Raw genomic sequence first — 18,366 nt, 5'->3', positions numbered from 1 at the left:
ATAGAGTAGTCTGCGAGGTGGTCAGCTTGATTTTCAATTATCCAAACGGAAAAAAATATATTCCAGCTGCAAATAAAGAGACAGCACCAAAAACAAAAAAACAAAAGAATGCAGCATATAGCAACAGAGGGATGACATTGGAGGAGGACCTCAATGAAACCAACTCCTTTTATCTTGACCGAAACATTGCGGTAATCCATAAGAAGCCTACACCTGTCCAAATCGTCAATGTGGATTATCCGCGAAGGAGTGCAGCGGTCATTAAAGAGGCATACTTTAAACAAGCTTCTACTACAGACTATAATGGTGTTTATAAAGGAAAATATATTGATTTTGAGGCAAAGGAGACGAAGTTTTCTACATCTTTTCCATTAAAAAACTTTCATGAACACCAAATTGTCCATATGAAAGCCGTCCTGGAGCAAGGAGGAATCTGTTTTGTCATCCTCCGGTTTTCGACTGAGGAGGAAATCTACCTCCTTGAAGCAAGCAATTTGCTTACTTTTTGGGAGAGAATGACCAAAGGCGGCAGGAAGTCGATCACAAAGGAAGAAGTGATTGATTGCGGTCATAAAATCCCGCTTGGGCTCCATCCAAGGATTGACTATATCAAAGTTATCGATTATCTTTATAAACTTAGTTAGTTTTTCGATTGCGAGAAAGGAATGAACTAAACATGGCACAAAAACCTCAGACAAGAGAGGAGCGACGCAGACAGCAGGCAGCCAGGAACAAGAAACCCAAAGGCAAGAAAGCGAAAAAAGGAATGTTCAAGAAAATTTTCCTGACGCTGATCGCCCTGGGCATCATAGGCATGCTGACTGGTATCGCTACATTTGCATTCATGATACAGGATACGCCAAAGCTTGATGAATCCTTGCTCAAAGACCCGATCTCATCAAAGATCTATGATAAAGACAAGAAACTCGTAACAGAAGTAGGCTCACAAAACAGGGATTATGTTGCTTATGAGGACATACCCAAACTAGTAGAAAACGCCTTTTTGGCTACTGAAGATGTCCGATTCTACAAACATAATGGAATCGATGTCATTCGTCTTGGCGGAGCAGTCATTGCCAATGTCACGAATGGATTTGGCTCTGAGGGTGCTTCCACCATTACACAGCAGGTCGTGAAAAACTACTTCCTGGGCTTTGAAAAGACAATCTCCAGGAAAGCACAGGAAGCATGGCTCGCTTATCAGCTTGAACAGAAATATACAAAACATCAAATCTTCGAGATGTATGTAAATAAAATTTATATGTCCGAAAACATGCATGGGGTCCTGACAGCTTCAAGGACGTATTTTGGCAAGGATTTGGATCAGCTTGAGCTTCATGAAGCGGCTCTGCTGGCAGGAATGCCTCAAAGTCCAAATAACTACAATCCCTTTACGAATCCAGAAAAAGCAGAGAAGCGCAGGAATATTGTCTTATCCCTGATGAACCAGCATGGATTCATCTCAAAGGAAGAGATGGAAAAGGCACAAAAGATTCCTGTAGAATCCAGTCTCGTCAAGGAAGAAAACAGGAAGAACAAGGACGAAGAGCCTTTCGATGCGTTTGTCGATATGGTCATTGAAGAAGTAACTGAAAAGACCGATTTCGATATTTTTTCCGATGGACTTGAGATTTATACAACCCTTGATCCTAACGCCCAGACGCATGTTGAGAATATCCTGAATACAGATGCTGCGGTTCAATACCCAAATGATGAATTTCAGGCAGGCATCACCCTTCTCGACACGAAAACCGGGGAAATACGTGCGATTGGCGGGGGCCGCAACCAGCAGGTCAAGCGTGGCCTGAATTATGCTATTGATGTAAAAAGGCAGCCAGGTTCAACAATCAAGCCTATCCTAGACTATGGTCCGGCAATAGAGTATTTGCACTGGGGTACCTACCACATGCTTGAAGATAAACCTATGACCTATTCAACGGGTGACCCGATCAGGAACTGGAACAACAAGTATAACGGCGTCATGACAATGAGAATGGCTCTGGCAAAGTCTATCAACATCCCTGCCCTACAGGCATTCCAGGCTGTAGGTCTGGAAAAGGCAAGGGAATTCGGTTCCAATCTCGGATTGACACTTGATGATCCTTTCTATGAATCAGCATCTATCGGTTCCAAAGAAATAGCTCCAATTGAAATGGCTGGGGCATATGCAGCATTCGGAAACAACGGATTCTATACGGAGCCATATTCAGTAAAGAAAATTGTACTCCGGGACAAGACAGAAATTGATCTCACACCTGAGACTGAAGTGGTCATGAAGGATTATACTGCCTTTATGATTTCTGATATGTTGAAAACGGCAATCACGCAAGGAACCGGGGCAACATACGCCAATATCTCAAACCTTCATGTTGCCGGTAAAACAGGAACAACGAATTACACGGAAGAGGATATCGATAAATTCGGAATCAAGGAAGGCGGCGTGCCAGATTCCTGGTTTGTTGGGTATACAACAAGGTATACTGCCTCAGTCTGGACGGGTTACAGTGACCGGAAAACCGGACTTTACGGTACAGAACAAAAAATATCACAGATGCTATTCAAAGATCTGATGACCTATGTCTCTAAAGATGTAGATACACCGGATTTCACTGTTCCGAAGAGTGTTGAAAGAGTAAAAATTGAAAAAGGCACAATGCCTGCCAAGCTTGCCAGTGAGTATACTCCAAAGGATCAGATCCTTTACGAGTGGGCAGTGAAAGGAAATGTACCGAAGGAAACATCCAAGAAATTTGAAAAGCTTGAAACTCCTTCAAAGCTTGAAGCCGCATATGATGAAGTGAAAAATGAAATCATCCTAACTTGGGAATTCAAACAGGATAACAAGGAAGATGTCCAATTCGAGGTAACTGCATCCCTTGATGAAGGTCCTGAGCAGGAATTAACGAAGACGACCGAAACCGGTTTGAAAATCGCCAATGCAGTTCCAGGCGGAATATATTCCTTCAAAGTAACGGCTGTTCGTGGTGATCAGCGTTCTGAACCAGCTACCCTGAAAATTGAAGTCCCAGATTTCTCTTTGCCTGGAGATGGTGAAGGTGATGAAGGCGAAGACGGCAATGGTAATGGGAATGATAACGGGAATGGCAATGGGAACGGGAACGGAAACGGAAATGGAAATGGAAATGGTAATGGTAATGGTAATGGTAACGGAAATGGCAACGACACCGGAAATGGCAACGACACCGGAAATGGTAATGACACCGGAACTGGAGACGTTACCGGTGAAGGCACTGGTGAGGCCGGCGGTACCGGAAGCAATAATGATAGTGGCGGCACTGGAAACGGAGACGGTGATTAACCTTATTCTCTTTCCATAAAAGAAAAAAACATAAAAAATAAACGTCCTGATTAGTCAGGGCGTTTATTTTTTGCATGATTTAAAGCTGTCTTTCTGGCATACTGCTTTTCCTGTTCAGCGAATAATTCCGCCAGTTGCTTATAGGATTGGAAAAGGCCAGGCCTTGATGAAACAAACTCCAGTCTTTCTCGGACGTTCACGGGCTTGAGTTTACAATCCTCAACCGAATGCACGTCTTGATTCAATCCATTCGTCGCGAAGAGGAATTGCTTGAATAATGCAATTGCCTTTTTCATTACTGGAAGTATCCGGTCACGATCCCTGTTTGAAAAGTGATGGCGCAGTTCTGTATTGTAATGATTCCATTCATTGAGGAATTTCTCCATAACAGCGTTCCTCTCCCCGTTGGAAATAGTCCTTTGCTTACAGTTTATCCCTCATCCTTTTCTTGCCCTCTCTGCAAACATCAAGCAAAGGACAAGTCTCACATCTTGGATTCTGTGCTTTACAATGGTACCGGCCAAAGAAGATCATCCTGTGATGGGTAATTGACCATTCTTCTTCAGGAATTTTCTTCATTAAAGTCTTCTCGACCTCCAGCACTGAATCCTTCCAACGGCAAAAAGCAAGCCGTTTGCTGACACGCTCGACATGTGTATCCACTGCAATGGCAGGAACTCCGAATGCAACGGAAACAACGACATTAGCTGTTTTCCGGCCTACTCCGGGAAGCTTTGTCAATTCATCCCTGTCTGCAGGCACTACTCCTCCATATTCATCGATGAGCATCCTGCATAGATTTTGGATATTCTTCGCTTTATTACGATAAAGACCAATTGATCGGATATCCTGCTGCAGCTCCTCCAGTGTCACGGCCAAAAAATCCTCAGGAGTTTTATATTTTTCAAATAAGTTCTTCGTCACTTTATTGACAAGTGCATCTGTACACTGAGCCGACAATGCAACTGCTATCACAAGTTCAAAAGGATTGGAGTGGACCAGCTCACAGTGTGCATTTGGGAACATCCTGCCCATTTCATCGAGACAGAACCTGATTTGCTGCTTATTTAGCATGATTTTTCACCACATTTCTGATTTTGCTATTTTTGGGATTGTTTTCTTCAATAAACATATTGAAATGAAAAAAGAGAGAATGAATGAATTCTCTCATAACAATTACTGTTCTAGCCAGTTATAAAACGGTACAGGGTTAGCGGAAACCTTAGGCTCTTCCTTCCCTGCCCTTTGAGTGCTCTGGTGCTGCCTGAATTTCCTTCCGTAACTCTTAGCCTGTTCGATTGTCTTGATTCCATTCTTTTTCCATTCAAAAAGAATCCGGTCTATGTACCGAAAATTCAATTTACCTGAAATCACAGCCTCTCTCAGGGCAGCTTTAATGATAATCGGATCATGGTGATCATCATCCATCCACATGGCGAGAGATTCACATTCAAATGGCGACAAAGGCCTGCCGAACTCTCTTTCGAACGCGGTATATAAATCTGTTTCTTCCTTCTGCTCCATAAGCTCTTTTTCCTGCTTACGTTTTAGCATGAACTGGTCAAACAGCTTATCCCACAGGGGCTCTAGTGAGTATTTTTCATATCTGATTCCATCAGTGGAATTTCCGTCAATGATTGATATAAACCCTCTCTGGATCAGTGCTCGGAGCAAATCAGTACATTCGAAAGCGGATATCGTCATGCGGGCTGCAAGTTCAGTGGGAGTAGGAAATTCATTTCCTTTTTCAGAAAAATAGAAAACATGGAGTAATAATGCCAATTCTTGTTCGTTCAATCTCATTTCTTTGTACTGAGTCAGCAATACTGAAGGAATCGTAACATTCCCTTCTTTCAGCCAATCTAACATATCTGCTTTTTTCATTCCGGACACCTCTTTTCATAGTATAGCATGAACAAGCCCGGCTGGTAATAAAATAGAAAAAGATTAAAAAGGGAAATTAGTCGAAAAATATCGAAAAGGTGATTCATATTTAAACCAAATGAGCTGGTTAACAAAGCTGAAGCTTTTTGTTCCTGGCACTGAGATTACGGAGCCTTTCAAAAAGAAACGGAGAACCGGTTTCCAGTTCTCCGTCTGCTGTTTTATGCACGACTGTTAACAAAGCCATGAATTCGGCTGATTGCTTCCTCCAATTGGCTGAGTGATGTGGCGTAAGAAAGGCGCATAAAGTCCGGAGCCCCAAAACCAGAGCCAGGAACAACAGCAACATTCGCTTCAGTCAGCAGTTTTTCCGCAAACTCATCTACATCCTTACAGCCTGTCATCAGGGCAGCTTCTTTTGCATTCGGGAACAGGTAAAATGCTCCCTGAGGCTTGATGCAGCTGATTCCCGGGATCTCATTCAACTTGAGGTGAATAATCTCGAGCCTTTCCTCAAAAGCGGTACGCATCGTCTCGACCTCTTTCTGCGATCCCGCGTATGCTGCGATTGTCGCATATTGTGCCGGAGTAGTCGGATTCGAGGTACTATGGCTTGCAAGGTCTGTCATTGCCTTGATGATGATGCTGTCGCCCGCTGCATAACCGATTCTCCACCCCGTCATGGAATGGGATTTTGAAACGCCATTGATGATGATGGTCTGCTTTTTCAACTTCTCTGAAAGTTGTGCGATCGAGATGTGTTCAGCTTCACCATAAATTAATTTTTCATAGATTTCATCCGAAATGATCAGTATGCCCTTTTCAAGACAAACATCTCCAAGTGCCTGCAATTCCTCTTTTGAATAAACCATTCCCGTAGGATTGCTCGGCGAATTGATGATGACTGCCTTGGTCTTATCCGTCACCTTCTCCTTCAGCTGAGCTGGAGTGATCTTGAAATTATTTTGTTCCAGCCCTTCAACATAGACTGGAGTTCCCCCTGCCAGCTTTACTTGCTCTGGATAACTGACCCAATAAGGGATTGGAATGATGACCTCGTCGCCCTCATTAAGCAGAACTTGGAATAATGTGTACAATGCATGCTTTGCACCACTGGTGACAATGATTTCGTTCAACTGATACTCAAGCTCCTGATCTGCTTTTAATTTCGCTGCGATTTCCTTTTTCAATTCAGGAAGCCCGCCTGAAGGAGTATATTTTGTGAATCCCTCATTCATCGATTTCACCGCCGCATCGATTATATGCTGCGGTGTATTGAAGTCAGGCTCACCTGCTCCAAGTCCGATTACGTCTTTTCCCTGTGCTTTCAATTCTTTTGCCTTTGCCGTGATGGCCAAAGTTGATGAAGGTGTGAGTGCTCCCACTCTGCCGGCTAACTGGATCTCCATCCCATTTCCTCCTATATTTTAATTGCGCTCCATAGAACACGTTTATAAATTATCAATTGCCCTCAATTTCTCGCCCGTCTCGAAATCGACATAATAATAATTGATGGTGTCGCTGTTTTTTCGGTAATAAATCTCCCAGGCTGGCCTGTCCGTCTTTTGGATTCTGGCCATGCCAAGCCTTACCGCGACGATTTCATCAGGATTTTTTTCCTGATATAGTTTATTTAACGCTTCTTTTTTCGTGATTCCATTTTTAGCATTTCTCGTGATCAATTCACCATTTTTTTCATTGATCCAGACATATACGTCTTCCTGCCTGGCATTTTTCCCTGTCATGACATAATAAGTTTCCTCACCACTGTACAGATTGAAGTCAGTGAAATCAGACAGGTTCGTTTCTTTTGCTGCAATCTTCACAGCCTTATTTTCTGCAGCACTTACTGGCTCAATCGCATTCAAGTAAACATTCACCAGGATTCCCATGATGATTGCCACTAAAAGAACACTCAGTAAAATCCACTTTTTCACATGTATCCCTTCTTTATGTAAGCTCACTTCACCGCTCACCTTATTGAACAAGCGGTAAAATAAAAGATATTTTCATTAGGTACGGTAAATGGTAAAGACGGCCTTATCTTCATCCTCCTGATCCAAAGCCAGACCAAACATGAGGTCATCATGTTTCAAGGACCTGTTAAGGGCATCAACTATTTTATATAGATCCGGACTATTCTGGACCTTAACCGTAGAGATTATTTCGATTTTGCTTTCCATCCTGCAACTCTCTCCTTGCACATTTTTTGACATTTATAGAACAGCATCCAGCTGCAAACAATACAATTAACACCACTCATTATATCAGGAGATGGTCTTTACTGTAAGGATAAAACCAAACTAAAAAAATTCTAGCCCACACATCAAAAATGACTGCGCAGTTTATGCGCAGTTTTTTATTCTTCGCCCATAATGGTAATCACATCATAAGTCGATTGTGTAAACTTTATTGTAACAGTACCATGCTGTTTTGTGAAATAAACATCAATCCAGGCTTCATGAAGCATCTCCACTAAATCCGGATCAGGTTTTATTGAATTGGATTTAAAAATGATGGCCAACTGCGGATCCATATGCTCGATCAATAGGTCGGAAAACGAGCCCTTAGCAGCATAAGCGGGCAGTTTAATGATATTGACATTCCTTAATGGCTCAGCAAGAAAAGCCTGTTCCGATTGATGGCTTGCAGAACTCATATAAAAAATTTGATGATGGAAAAATTGAAAGGAAATATCAGTCCCCTCAGATTCTTCACTTCCATCGAAAACAACTTCTGCAGTCAAGCCAGGCAAAAGCTTTTGCCGATCCCCCCGCTTCCAGTTTTCCACCTTCACTCCAGCAGGAATCATTTTTTCCATAAGTGCAGTTTCGCCAGCTTTCCCGCTCAGAACTTTGCCAACATTGTATTTCCGAATGATTTCCTCAAGGTTTTCCATTTCCGAATTTGATGTCAAAATCACTGTAGATATGTTTTTTACATGAAAGAGAGCGAGCAGCCTTTCAAGTTCCTTCATTGTGCCCTTGCCACCCGTATTCACCAAGATATTTTCGCCGGTGGCGTATTGGATCAGTGCAGCTTCCCCATCGCTCAAAGCAAGAAAAGTGATGGCCAATTCATCTCTTTTGAGATTGACATCCACTCCCTCCACCTCGACAGGAGCTGAAGGAGATTCATACGGGAAATAGTACCAATTCATGAAGGCAAGGATTGCCATTATCAGCTTCATATACACTCCTCCAATTACTTCTAGCTTTAGAGTGCGTCATTTAGCTGAAAATATAAAAAGACTTTTGAAAAGTTGTCTCTGTTCAATTAAGTTGTGGATGTTCGTTACTGGAACCGTTGCGATCCTCGAAGCTGCAAAACCAGGGAACGGCCTACAGCCAATGATGAATCAAATCAACAATCTCATTTATTGATTTTTTTTCGACCGGGACGTCAGCCACTGATCGTAAAAAGGCATTTCCGTATTTTGTCGTCACGAGCCTTCGGTCAAAGACAAAAATCAGTCCACGATCATCGGAAGTGCGGATCAGCCTTCCAAAACCTTGCTTAAAGCGGAGAATCGCTTCCGGCAGGGATAACTCAGAAAACGGGTTTCCGCCATTCTCCTTTATCAACCCGCATTTTGCAGCTGTAAGTGGTTCGTCAGGGGGCGAAAAAGGAAGCCGGACGATGATCAAGCATGATAGATCCTCACCTGGTATATCCACACCCTCCCAAAAACTGCTCGTCCCAAACAGGATCGCTTTATCGAACCGCTTGAAATTCCTCGTCAATCTTGTCCTGCTGCCTGCTGTAATCCCCTGGGCAATCAAGACAAAATCCTCCAGAAGGCCGCTTTCCTTGATCAGATTGTATGTCTTTTTCAGCATTTCATTCGAAGTGAACAGAATCAGCATCCTGCCCTTTGTCGCTTCTGCAATTGAGATGATATGTTCCGTAATGGCTGCTACATAGTCATCATCAGAAACAGATTTAATATCTGGCAAGTCATCAGGGACGACGAGTTTCACTTGTGACTTATAGGAGAAGGGAGATGGGATGTGCTTCTCGACCAGCACTTCCTGCAACCCTAATTCTCTTTTGATGAAGCTGAAGGAATGATTCACCGATAAAGTCGCTGACGTTACGACCACACTCTTCTTCCTGGAGAAAAATTGTTCCTCCAGATATTCGGAAACATTGACTGGACGTGAAAAGATGGCCGTTGAATTTTGCATTGACCTTGTATCCGCTTCAATCCACCGGACATATCTGTTCTCATCAGTAAATAGCCTTTTGGCCGTGGTGCGGAATTGCTCCAAATCTTCCTTAGCTTGAACAACCTCTTCTAGTACCGCCATTTGCAATGTTGAAAACCTGTCCGGGCTTCTCCACGCATCTTCCAGCCTTTTTTCAAGGGCTTCAATCAAATCTCTAAGATAAAAATAAACCCTTTCAGCAGTTGTCCGCAGTGCTGTCCATATCCGATTTCCCCTGTCTGGAACCATGCTTGCATGGATTTTGCTCCCAGAAACTTTATTCTTCATCGCCTTCCTTGCATAGGTACCTGCAAGCTTGAAGAGGTCCTCGGTTTCATAGAGTAAATCGGATATCAATTGATTGATTTCAAATGTATGATGATGCTCAGCACTGAGAATGCCAACCTCATTCAGCAGGGATTCAAGCTTGTAGAATAGCTGATTTTGTTCGTAAAGGCCGATTTGATTCAGCACCAGCCTGACTGACATATAATCGAGTGACTCTCCAAAATATTTGCCCGCTGCCTTTTCGAATTGATGCCCTTCATCAAGGACAACATGCTCATACTCCGGCAACGGCCCATTTTCTGACACCAGGTCGGCAAGAAGCATCGAGTGGTTGGTGATGAGGAGATCCGCATTTTGCGCTTTTTCAATGGCCTTTTTATAAAAGTCAAATGCCTCCCAGTGCTTTGTCTTGATGAAGATGGAACGCTCATTCTTCACTTTATTCCAGTAAAGCATTCCTCCGCTTGACAAATTGAGTTCATCATAGTCACCAGTTTCTGTTTGAGTCAGCCAGACAAGTATTTGCATCTTTGTAAGGGCAGTATCATAATTCTCTTCAATTTCCCTGAGTGACTGCTCAAAGCGAGCCATATTAATATAGTGGTTCCTCCCTTTGATCAGCGAAACCTTCACCTTTGTACCCAGTGCTTTGTTCAGTTTCGGGACATCATTCGTCAGCAGCTGCTCCTGCAGCTGGGTGGTATATGTACTGATTACTACACGATTATTTCTTTTTAGTGAAAACACAGCTGAAGGAATCAAGTAACCGAGTGACTTCCCTACGCCAGTTCCAGCTTCGATCAATGCATGGCCGCTTTTATGGAACGCATCATATACAAGGTCCATCATCTCAAATTGTCCTTGCCTTATTTCATATCCGGTAAAAGCTTTTTGTAGTAAGGCTTTTTTGTCTTCCATTGACTCTGGATAATCAATGGCCTGATGTTCATCATTTTCAATCACGGGTTTTTTCCTTAAAGCTATACCGCGGAAAACTTCTAAATGCTCAGGTAATTGTTCAATTCGGCTTTCTTTTACATTCAATATCTCATCAAATATCAAGTGAAGATCGCTCTTCAGTCCTTCTGAGAGTTTTGCGAGCTCTTTGATTGTGACAAGAGGAAGCGACTCAACAGCATCGAGCATGATCAACAGAAGCTCTGCTGTCACCCGGGCATCACTATCTGCTTGATGGGGACGGTCGTGTTGCAGATTCTCCTTTGCAGCAAGGTCAGTCAATTTAAAACTATCGGCAGTCGGATACAAGATCCTTGCCATTTCCACTGTATCTATAACCGGACCATAAAAACCTTCCTGGCCTGCATTTAATAATTCTTCCTGCAGAAAGGAAAGGTCGAATAAAACATTATGAGCCACAAAATAAGCGTCTTCTAGCAAATCAGAAACCTGTGGAGCGATTTCCTCAAATAATGGGGCATCCTTTACCATTGAATCAGAAATGCCTGTCAGTTCTTCAATGAATACGGGTACTTTCTGCAATGGATTAAGAAGAGAAGAGTATTGGCCGGTAATTCGGCCATCCTCAATCACAACTGCTCCAAACTGTATAATCCGGTCACCCTTTTTTGGTGAATTACCCGTAGTCTCTAAATCGACCACAACAAATTTTTGGCTCATTTTTCAATACACCTCTAACATTCAGTCAAACAAAACCGTATCACAAAAAATATGAAAGTGAAAGCAGGAGCTTACGGTATTTTTTCAGACCGTTTTTATACCAAGTTGCTTTTAACAATTTAAGTAAAAACAAGCTTCAATATTTTTATGAATTTTATTCCATCTATTAATTCTAGTATCACCAATATAATATCTTTATGTCATAATTTCGTTTATATAAGCCTTGAGAAATATGTATGAAAAAACTCCCGAGGGTCGGGAGTTTTCTGGCTTTATAAAAATACCGTTTTCTCAGGTTCAGCGTGTATCATTTCTACGATCCGGTTGTTTTCATCCATCAGTGCAACTTTCGGCTGATGGGTTGCTACCTTCTCTTCAGGAATGAGCGCATAGGAAATGATGATGACAACATCGCCTTCATGGACAAGACGGGCTGCTGCTCCATTCAGACATACTACCCCGCTTCCTCTTTCCCCAGGGATAATATATGTTTCGAAACGGGCGCCATTGTTATTATTGACGATTTGTACCTTTTCGTTTGGGACCATACCGACTGCGTCAAGTATATTGCTGTCGATTGTGATGCTGCCTACATAATTCAAATTTGCCTCAGTTACTCTGGCTCGATGTATTTTTCCGTTCATCATGGTGCGGAACATGGAATGTACTCCCCCTATAAAGTTATTCTACATCTAAAATGATATTGTCGATCAATCTGGCTTTCGAAAACTTGACTGCCATTGCGATGATGATCCTGCCTGTCAATTCCTTCAGAGACTGCAGCTCTGGATAAGAGTAGATTTCAATATAATCGACTATTCCAGATGTATTTTCGTTAACATGGTTCTTCATCATATCGGCAACCTTTGCTGGATTCCGCTCGCCGCTCTCAACGGCAGCTTTTGCCAAAAGAAGGCTTTTATTAAGCTCTGGTGCCTGTTCTCTTTCCTGTTCATTCAGATAGACATTTCGAGAACTTTTGGCAAGACCATCCTCTTCCCTGACTATATCTAGCGGAACCAATTCAATCGGGAAATTAAAATCATGGACCAAGCCTTCAACCACAGCGACCTGCTGGGCATCCTTCAGGCCAAAATAAGCCCTTGTAGGCTGAACGATATTGAAAAGCTTGATCAACACCGTTGCAACGCCGTCAAAATGCCCTGGTCTGGATTTGCCGCAAAGTACATTCGTCCTATCAACAACGGAAACTTTAACAGAAGCATTATTCGGATACATTTCTTCTGCTGAAGGATAGAAGATATAATCTACCCCCTCAGCCTCGGCAATCCTGTGATCACGTTCAAAATCACGCGGATAGGCATCCAAATCCTCATCAGGGCCGAATTGGAGAGGATTCACGAATATGCTCAGAACCACAACTTCATTTTCCTGACGTGCCCTTTTCATCAAGGACATATGCCCTTCATGCAGGAATCCCATGGTTGGCACGTAGCCAATGCTGTTGACTTCAGACTTTAATTTTTGCATTTGTTGCTGCATTTCTGTAATCGTACTGATGATTTTCATTCTCTTCCTCCGTACAATGCCTGCAATTCTTCTTCTTTCATCGTAAATGTATGCTTATCTTCCGGGAATGCTTTATGCCTCACTTCGGAAACATAGGCACTAAGCCCTGCGGTAATTTGTTCATTCACATTCGTATATTGTTTCACGAATTTCGGGACTCGGTCCACTCCATACGTGATGATGTCATGATAGACAAGTACCTGGCCGTCGACTTCAGCACCAGCTCCAATACCGATTGTCGGGATTGAAAGACCTTTGCTGATTTGTTCAGCCAGCTGCTTTGGAACACATTCGAGCACAACGGCAAATGCACCTGCTTCTTCACATTTTTTTGCATCCTCCATCAGCTTTTTGGCAGCGTCCGCATTTTTCCCCTGGACTTTGTATCCGCCAAGTACACCAACAGATTGCGGTGTCAAGCCAAGATGTGCAACAACAGGTATTCCCGCCTTCGTAAGTGCGCTGATATGATTTATAACCTCGTCAGCACCCTCTAGTTTCACGGCATTTGCCCCAGTCTCCTGCATGATTCTGGCACCATTTAATAAAGTGTCTTTGATTGACAGATGATAGCTCATAAATGGCAAATCGACAACAATGAATGTATTGCCTGCTCCGCGCCGGACGGCTTTTGAATGGTGGACCATATCCTCCATTGTCACCGGAATCGTGGAATCATACCCCAGCACGACCATGCCCAATGAATCTCCAACGAGAATCATGTCAGCTTCTGCCTGTTCAGCATGCTTTGCTGATGGGTAGTCATAGGCTGTCACCATGACAATCTTGCTGTCACTTTGCTTCATTTTCAAGAAATCCGTTGTTTGTTTCATTTCATTTCCTCCTTTTCTGAAGAGGAGATAAAACAATCCATCAATGCGAGACACTAAAAAAGGACCCATCTATGCCAGAAGGACCCTTTGAAGCCTGCATTTGTTTCATCCCTCTGTCCCAGTCCGCAATCGGATCCAGGCAGAACTATTTTTATTTTATCATCACTCCAGGTGCAGTTCTCTCGATACCGCCCAGATTGATTATAACAAAAGACTGCTTTTTTGGCTACATAATGGAATTATCCGTCAATTTTGATATCTGCAGAATAAATATGGTGGACAGCGCCAGCAGGATCTTCAATCAAGAGAACACCATCTTCTGTGATTCCAGTGGCTTTCCCCCTGATTTCCCCCGTAATCGTGCGGGCAATGATCTGTTTGCCAATGCTGACAGCATAACTTTCCCACATCAACTTTATCGGTAAAAAGCCTTTTTCCAGATAAAGAAAATAAAGCTTTTCCAATTTTTCAAGTATTGCCCTGATCAATTCTTCCCTGTTAATTGTCCTGCCTGTCTCGATCGCAAGGGAAGAAGCGATTGGCCGTATTTCTTCCGGGAAATCCTCTTCCAGAGAATTGACATTGATACCAATACCAATAATGACAGAATTGATGCGGTCTGACTCCGCCTGAAGTTCAGTAAGGATTCCAGTTATTTTTTTTCCGTTTATCATGATATCGTTTGGCCATTTTATTTCCGGCAATAAACCGGTTACTTCTTCTATGGCCTGTACAACACCAACTGCGGTGATCAGTGTGAGCTGCGGTGCTTTCTGGATTGGGATTTTTGGGCGGAGCAGGACGCTCATCCAGATTCCCGTGTATTTGGGTGAATGCCATTTACGGTCCATTCTTCCTCTGCCTGCTGTTTGCTCTTCTGCTATGACGACCGTTCCTTCTTCGGCATTTTCATAAGCCAGTTTATAGGCAATTTTCTGAGTCGACTCCACGCTGTCATGGTAGTGCAGATTCCTTCCCAGGATTTCTGTCTTCAAGCCGAGAGTAATTTTATCTGCTGTCATATCCACAGGGATTGAAACGATCTTGTAGCCTTTTTTCCTTACTGCCTCGAACTGGAATCCTTCCTTGCGAAGTTCTTCTATTTGTTTCCACACTGCTGTCCTGGAACATCCGGCGATGTCTGCCAGCTTTTGTCCCGATAAATACTCCGATTCATTATTGGTAAAAGCATCGATCAATTTTTTCCTGATTTCTGATTGGACGCGTTCAGCCATTCCTTTATTTGCTCCTTCTCGTTTGGCACTTTGCCATAGATTACAGACCGTTCGATTTCATCAAGAGTTTGCCGCAGCCACGGGCCTGGCTGTTTTTCCATCCATGTCATCACATCGTTCCCAGAAACAGCTAATTGCTGGCGATTCTGGATAGGGAGCATGTCATACAATAGAGTGATCCCTTCCGGATTACTTCCATGTTCACGCAGGGTCCCATACACTTTTTCCGCGCTGATGGCATCATCCAGTCCGGCCTTATAGACGGATTCCAGACTCCATTGGTTTTCAAGACGATATAAAAGCAATGAATGAATCTGCTTATACTTCTTGATTTTCTGGACAGGCAGCTTCCATCCCCTCAGGAAACCGTCAATTCCTTTTCCTGATAGCCCTAATTCAAACAAGAGAAGTACCCATAACTCTGCGAGTTCAAGCTCGGGTGTCAAATGTGATGAAAAACTCATCAGTTGCCCATTCTTCCCTTTCATACCAGGCAAATACTCAGACATTCCGCTTTTAGCCAGAAGCATGACTGCTTCTTGCCTTCCCGGTCCCTGCAGCAATTTCTCAAATTCCACTAATTTACGTTCTACAGCTATGTTCTGGAGCAGATGGCTATGAGCTGCCAGCGATTCAAAAGTCTGCTGCTCGATTGAAAAGGATAATTGGGCCTGGAACCTGACTGCCCTAAGCATCCTCAATGCATCTTCGCCAAACCGCTCATCCGGATTACCCACAGTGACAATAATCTTTTGGTCGATTGCATCCCTTCCGGCAAAAGGATCGATGATATGGCCATCTTTAGCCATGGCCATGGCATTCATTGTAAAATCGCGGCGCTGAAGATCCTCATTCAGGGAGCGGATAAAAGAAACGGTATCAGGTCTTCTAAAGTCAGAATAACCTGCTTCAGACCGAAAGGTGGTAACTTCATAATGGTTCCCGCCGTGATGGACCAGAATGGTACCATGCTCAATCCCAACATCAACGGTCTTGCTGAAAATCCGCTTCAATTCCTCCGGCAAAGCGGAAGTCGCAATGTCAACATCAGCTATTGAACGGCCAAGAAGGTGGTCCCTGACAGATCCACCTACAAAATAAGCCTCAAAACCAGCATTTTCAATCACTTCAAGTACGGGCGCTGCCTCTTTAAATGGATTTGGAATCATCTTCATCATTCTCCAGCAGGCTATAATAAATATTTTCGTATTCTGATACGATTTGTTCAGCGCTGAAATCCTTTTCTGCCCGTTGCAGGGAATTTGCTGCAAAACGGTTAAGAACTTCAGGGTTTGATAGGATTTCTATTGCCTTTTCCGAGATTTCGGCTATATTTCCCAGTTCACAAATATAGCCTGTCATACCATCGACAATTACTTCCGGAATGCCACCAACATTTGTGCCGATGCAGGGTACACCGCACGCCATTGCTTCAAGCGCTACTAGTCCAAAACTTTCTTTTTCAGATAAAAGAAGCATTAAGTCACTCAATGAATAAAGTTCCTCTACCCTTTCCTGTTTTCCAAGCAGCAATACCCGATCCCGAATCCCCAGCTCGCTGGCCAGGCTGCATACCTTCTTCATTTCAGGACCGTCCCCGACAAGCAATAGCTTTGCCGGCAGCTTCTCGGCAATCCCTGCAAACGCCTTGATCACATCTGGCACTCTTTTGACAGGACGGAAGTTGGAAACGTGGATGATTACTTTTTCATCTGGGAGAATCCCGTACTCATCCCTTAGGTCGGACGAGTCAACTCGTTTGTTAACGCGAGTATCGATAAAATTGTACACACAGTCAATTTCTTTCTTTGGTTTGATTAATTCGTAAGTTTGTTGAATCAATGATTCAGAAACGGCTGTCACATAGTCAGACTTTTCGATCCCGAATCGGATGGCGTCAGTCAGTGATGGGTCATATCCAAGCACGGTTATATCGGTTCCATGGAGGGTTGTGACGATTTTCAAATCCCTTCCGCTCATCTGGCGTGCCAGGATCGCACAGACAGCGTGCGGAATAGCGTAATGTACATGCAGAACATCCAAATTCTCCAAAACGGCTACCTCAGCTATTTTACTTGCCAGCGCGATATCATATGGAGGATATTGAAACACGGAGTATTGATTGACTTCCACCTCATGCGAGTAAATATTTCGATACATCTTTTTCAGCCGGAAAGGAAGACTCGAGGAGATGAAATGAATTTCATGACCTTTTTCTGCCAGCAGCTTTCCAAGCTCTGTCGCGACAACACCTGAACCTCCTACTGTCGGATAACAGGTGATGCCAATTTTAAGTTTCTTCATTTTCCTTCCCCTAACAAATCGTTATCAATCAGCAGTGGTTTTTTTGACATGAAGCCTTCAGCAAAACTCACGCCTGCTTCCTTGCCGAATAATCTTTCACGAGCCTCAACTGTTTCGATATAACCGTTCACAAGCGGTGTTTCAAAAGTAGAGTCACTTTTCTTGAACTGGCTTTCATAAGCATTGAGGGCATCAATTTTCTTATCCATAAAATCAGATATATCCACAACGAAATCAGGCTTATGAAAACCATTGATCATATAGAAATATAAGGCTTTCGGCCTGTGGGCATCCAGCCCTGACTGTTCATCATATTTTCTTACGGCTGCTGAAAAGACCGCCTCCTCGACAAGGCGCGCACAGCTGCCATGGTCAGGATGACGGTCATCAAAATAGGGTGCAAACACCAATTCCGGGCGATTCCGCCTAATCACTCTAACGATTTCCTTTATGTATTCATCCTTAAGGAACAGGCCTCTATCCGGAAGGTCAAGTGTTTCCCTGTCACGAACTCCAAGGATATCCGCCGCCCTTCTCGCTTCTTTCTTCCTTATTTCTACCGTCCCATTAGAAGACATTTCTGCTTTTGTTAAATCACAAATTCCAATTACTTTTCCTTTATCAGCAAATTTGGCGATCGTGCCGCCCATGCCAATTTCAACATCATCTGCGTGGGCGCCAAAAGCCAGTATATCAAGCTTGATTGCTTCCATTTTCATCACCAGATTTCTCTTTCACTAGGTTTCTCCAATCAAGATCGCCACGCTCGATCCCTTTTACGAGTATTTCGGCGGTTCCCATATTGGTTGCCAGGGGTACTGCGTATACATCACAAAGACGGACGAGGGCAGTGACATCAGGTTCATGGGGCTGGGCCGTCAGCGGATCCCTGAAAAAAAATACAGCGTCCATTAGATTGTTCGCGATTCGGGCGCCGATTTCCTGGTCTCCTCCTAGCGGACCTGATTGGAATCTCTGAACCTCTAACCCGGTTGCTTCAATAATCCTCAAACCAGTGGTACCCGTCGCAAATAATGTATGTTTTTCAAAGATTTCTTTGTATGCGACTGTAAACCCTACTAAATCATCCTTTTTCTTATCATGGGCGATTAAGGCAATATTCATAA

Annotated in this window: 18 protein-coding genes; 2 read left to right on the top strand and 16 right to left on the bottom strand. The window is 43.4% G+C overall.

Annotated features, from left to right (window positions below; translation table 11 throughout):
* Positions 1-29 precede the first annotated feature (29 nt).
* Both recU and J7E38_RS01980 read left to right on the top strand, forming a co-directional pair.
* Positions 30-644, top strand: coding sequence for a Holliday junction resolvase RecU (recU, locus tag J7E38_RS01985; protein ID WP_214707377.1), 615 nt, complete (start codon positions 30-32; stop codon positions 642-644).
* A 32-nt stretch (positions 645-676) separates the two neighbouring features.
* Positions 677-3,319, top strand: coding sequence for a penicillin-binding protein 1A (locus J7E38_RS01980; RefSeq protein ID WP_214707198.1), 2,643 nt, complete (start codon positions 677-679; stop codon positions 3,317-3,319).
* 50 nt (positions 3,320-3,369) lie between these two features.
* Here the strand turns inward: J7E38_RS01980 and J7E38_RS01975 are convergent, their stop codons facing one another.
* The 16 genes from J7E38_RS01975 to mgsA all read right to left on the bottom strand — a co-directional run bounded on the left by J7E38_RS01975 (position 3,370) and on the right by mgsA (position 18,364).
* On the bottom strand, positions 3,370-3,705 hold the full coding sequence (locus tag J7E38_RS01975; RefSeq protein ID WP_214707200.1) for a YpoC family protein: 336 nt from the start codon (positions 3,703-3,705) through the stop codon (positions 3,370-3,372).
* Between the two features lie 37 nt (positions 3,706-3,742).
* On the bottom strand, positions 3,743-4,393 hold the full coding sequence (gene nth / locus J7E38_RS01970; protein ID WP_214707202.1) for an endonuclease III: 651 nt from the start codon (positions 4,391-4,393) through the stop codon (positions 3,743-3,745).
* A gap of 102 nt (positions 4,394-4,495) precedes the next feature.
* Entirely contained in the window at positions 4,496-5,203 is a 708-nt protein-coding gene (locus J7E38_RS01965) for a DnaD domain-containing protein (RefSeq protein WP_214707204.1), read from the bottom strand.
* A 221-nt stretch (positions 5,204-5,424) separates the two neighbouring features.
* Positions 5,425-6,606, bottom strand: a complete 1,182-nt coding sequence (locus J7E38_RS01960) for a pyridoxal phosphate-dependent aminotransferase (RefSeq protein WP_214707378.1) — start codon at positions 6,604-6,606, stop codon at positions 5,425-5,427.
* Positions 6,607-6,654: 48 nt separating this feature from the next.
* Entirely contained in the window at positions 6,655-7,167 is a 513-nt protein-coding gene (locus J7E38_RS01955) for a cell wall elongation regulator TseB-like domain-containing protein (protein WP_214707206.1), read from the bottom strand.
* A 48-nt stretch (positions 7,168-7,215) separates the two neighbouring features.
* Complete coding sequence (locus tag J7E38_RS01950) at positions 7,216-7,386, bottom strand: YpmA family protein (protein ID WP_214707208.1); 171 nt, start codon at positions 7,384-7,386, stop codon at positions 7,216-7,218.
* A 176-nt stretch (positions 7,387-7,562) separates the two neighbouring features.
* Positions 7,563-8,393, bottom strand: a complete 831-nt coding sequence (locus J7E38_RS01945; protein ID WP_214707210.1) for a ComEC/Rec2 family competence protein — start codon at positions 8,391-8,393, stop codon at positions 7,563-7,565.
* A 151-nt stretch (positions 8,394-8,544) separates the two neighbouring features.
* Positions 8,545-11,337 carry an ATP-dependent DNA helicase DinG gene (gene dinG / locus J7E38_RS01940; protein ID WP_214707212.1) on the bottom strand — a complete coding sequence of 931 codons (2,793 nt, stop codon included), beginning with the start codon at positions 11,335-11,337 and terminating at the stop codon, positions 8,545-8,547.
* Positions 11,338-11,609: 272 nt separating this feature from the next.
* Positions 11,610-11,996 (bottom strand): aspartate 1-decarboxylase, encoded by a 387-nt coding sequence (gene panD / locus J7E38_RS01935; RefSeq protein ID WP_214707214.1) that lies wholly within the window; start codon positions 11,994-11,996, stop codon positions 11,610-11,612.
* Between the two features lie 22 nt (positions 11,997-12,018).
* A complete protein-coding gene (panC, locus tag J7E38_RS01930; protein WP_214707216.1) occupies positions 12,019-12,867 on the bottom strand; it encodes a pantoate--beta-alanine ligase in 849 nt (282 codons plus the stop codon).
* Positions 12,864-13,700 (bottom strand): 3-methyl-2-oxobutanoate hydroxymethyltransferase, encoded by an 837-nt coding sequence (panB, locus tag J7E38_RS01925; protein WP_214707218.1) that lies wholly within the window; start codon positions 13,698-13,700, stop codon positions 12,864-12,866. Before panB ends, panC begins: the two co-directional genes overlap by 4 nt.
* A gap of 239 nt (positions 13,701-13,939) precedes the next feature.
* On the bottom strand, positions 13,940-14,935 hold the full coding sequence (locus J7E38_RS01920) for a biotin--[acetyl-CoA-carboxylase] ligase (RefSeq protein ID WP_214707220.1): 996 nt from the start codon (positions 14,933-14,935) through the stop codon (positions 13,940-13,942).
* Entirely contained in the window at positions 14,896-16,104 is a 1,209-nt protein-coding gene (locus tag J7E38_RS01915) for a CCA tRNA nucleotidyltransferase (RefSeq protein WP_353049928.1), read from the bottom strand. The genes J7E38_RS01920 and J7E38_RS01915 overlap by 40 nt, the downstream gene beginning before the upstream one ends.
* Positions 16,085-17,239 (bottom strand): N-acetyl-alpha-D-glucosaminyl L-malate synthase BshA, encoded by a 1,155-nt coding sequence (gene bshA / locus J7E38_RS01910; protein WP_214707225.1) that lies wholly within the window; start codon positions 17,237-17,239, stop codon positions 16,085-16,087. The genes J7E38_RS01915 and bshA overlap by 20 nt, the downstream gene beginning before the upstream one ends.
* Complete coding sequence (bshB1, locus tag J7E38_RS01905; protein ID WP_215038137.1) at positions 17,236-17,952, bottom strand: bacillithiol biosynthesis deacetylase BshB1; 717 nt, start codon at positions 17,950-17,952, stop codon at positions 17,236-17,238. Before bshB1 ends, bshA begins: the two co-directional genes overlap by 4 nt.
* Positions 17,933-18,364: a methylglyoxal synthase gene (gene mgsA, locus J7E38_RS01900; protein WP_214707228.1), complete on the bottom strand. Its 432-nt coding sequence runs from the start codon at positions 18,362-18,364 to the stop codon at positions 17,933-17,935. The genes bshB1 and mgsA overlap by 20 nt, the downstream gene beginning before the upstream one ends.
* Positions 18,365-18,366: the final 2 nt, after the last annotated feature.

The organism is Bacillus sp. ISL-35, from assembly GCF_018613355.1.
Taxonomy (GTDB): Bacteria; Bacillota; Bacilli; order Bacillales; family Cytobacillaceae; genus Mesobacillus.
The sequence above is the reverse complement of the archived record's forward strand: the minus strand, read 5'-3'. Positions and strand labels throughout refer to the sequence as shown.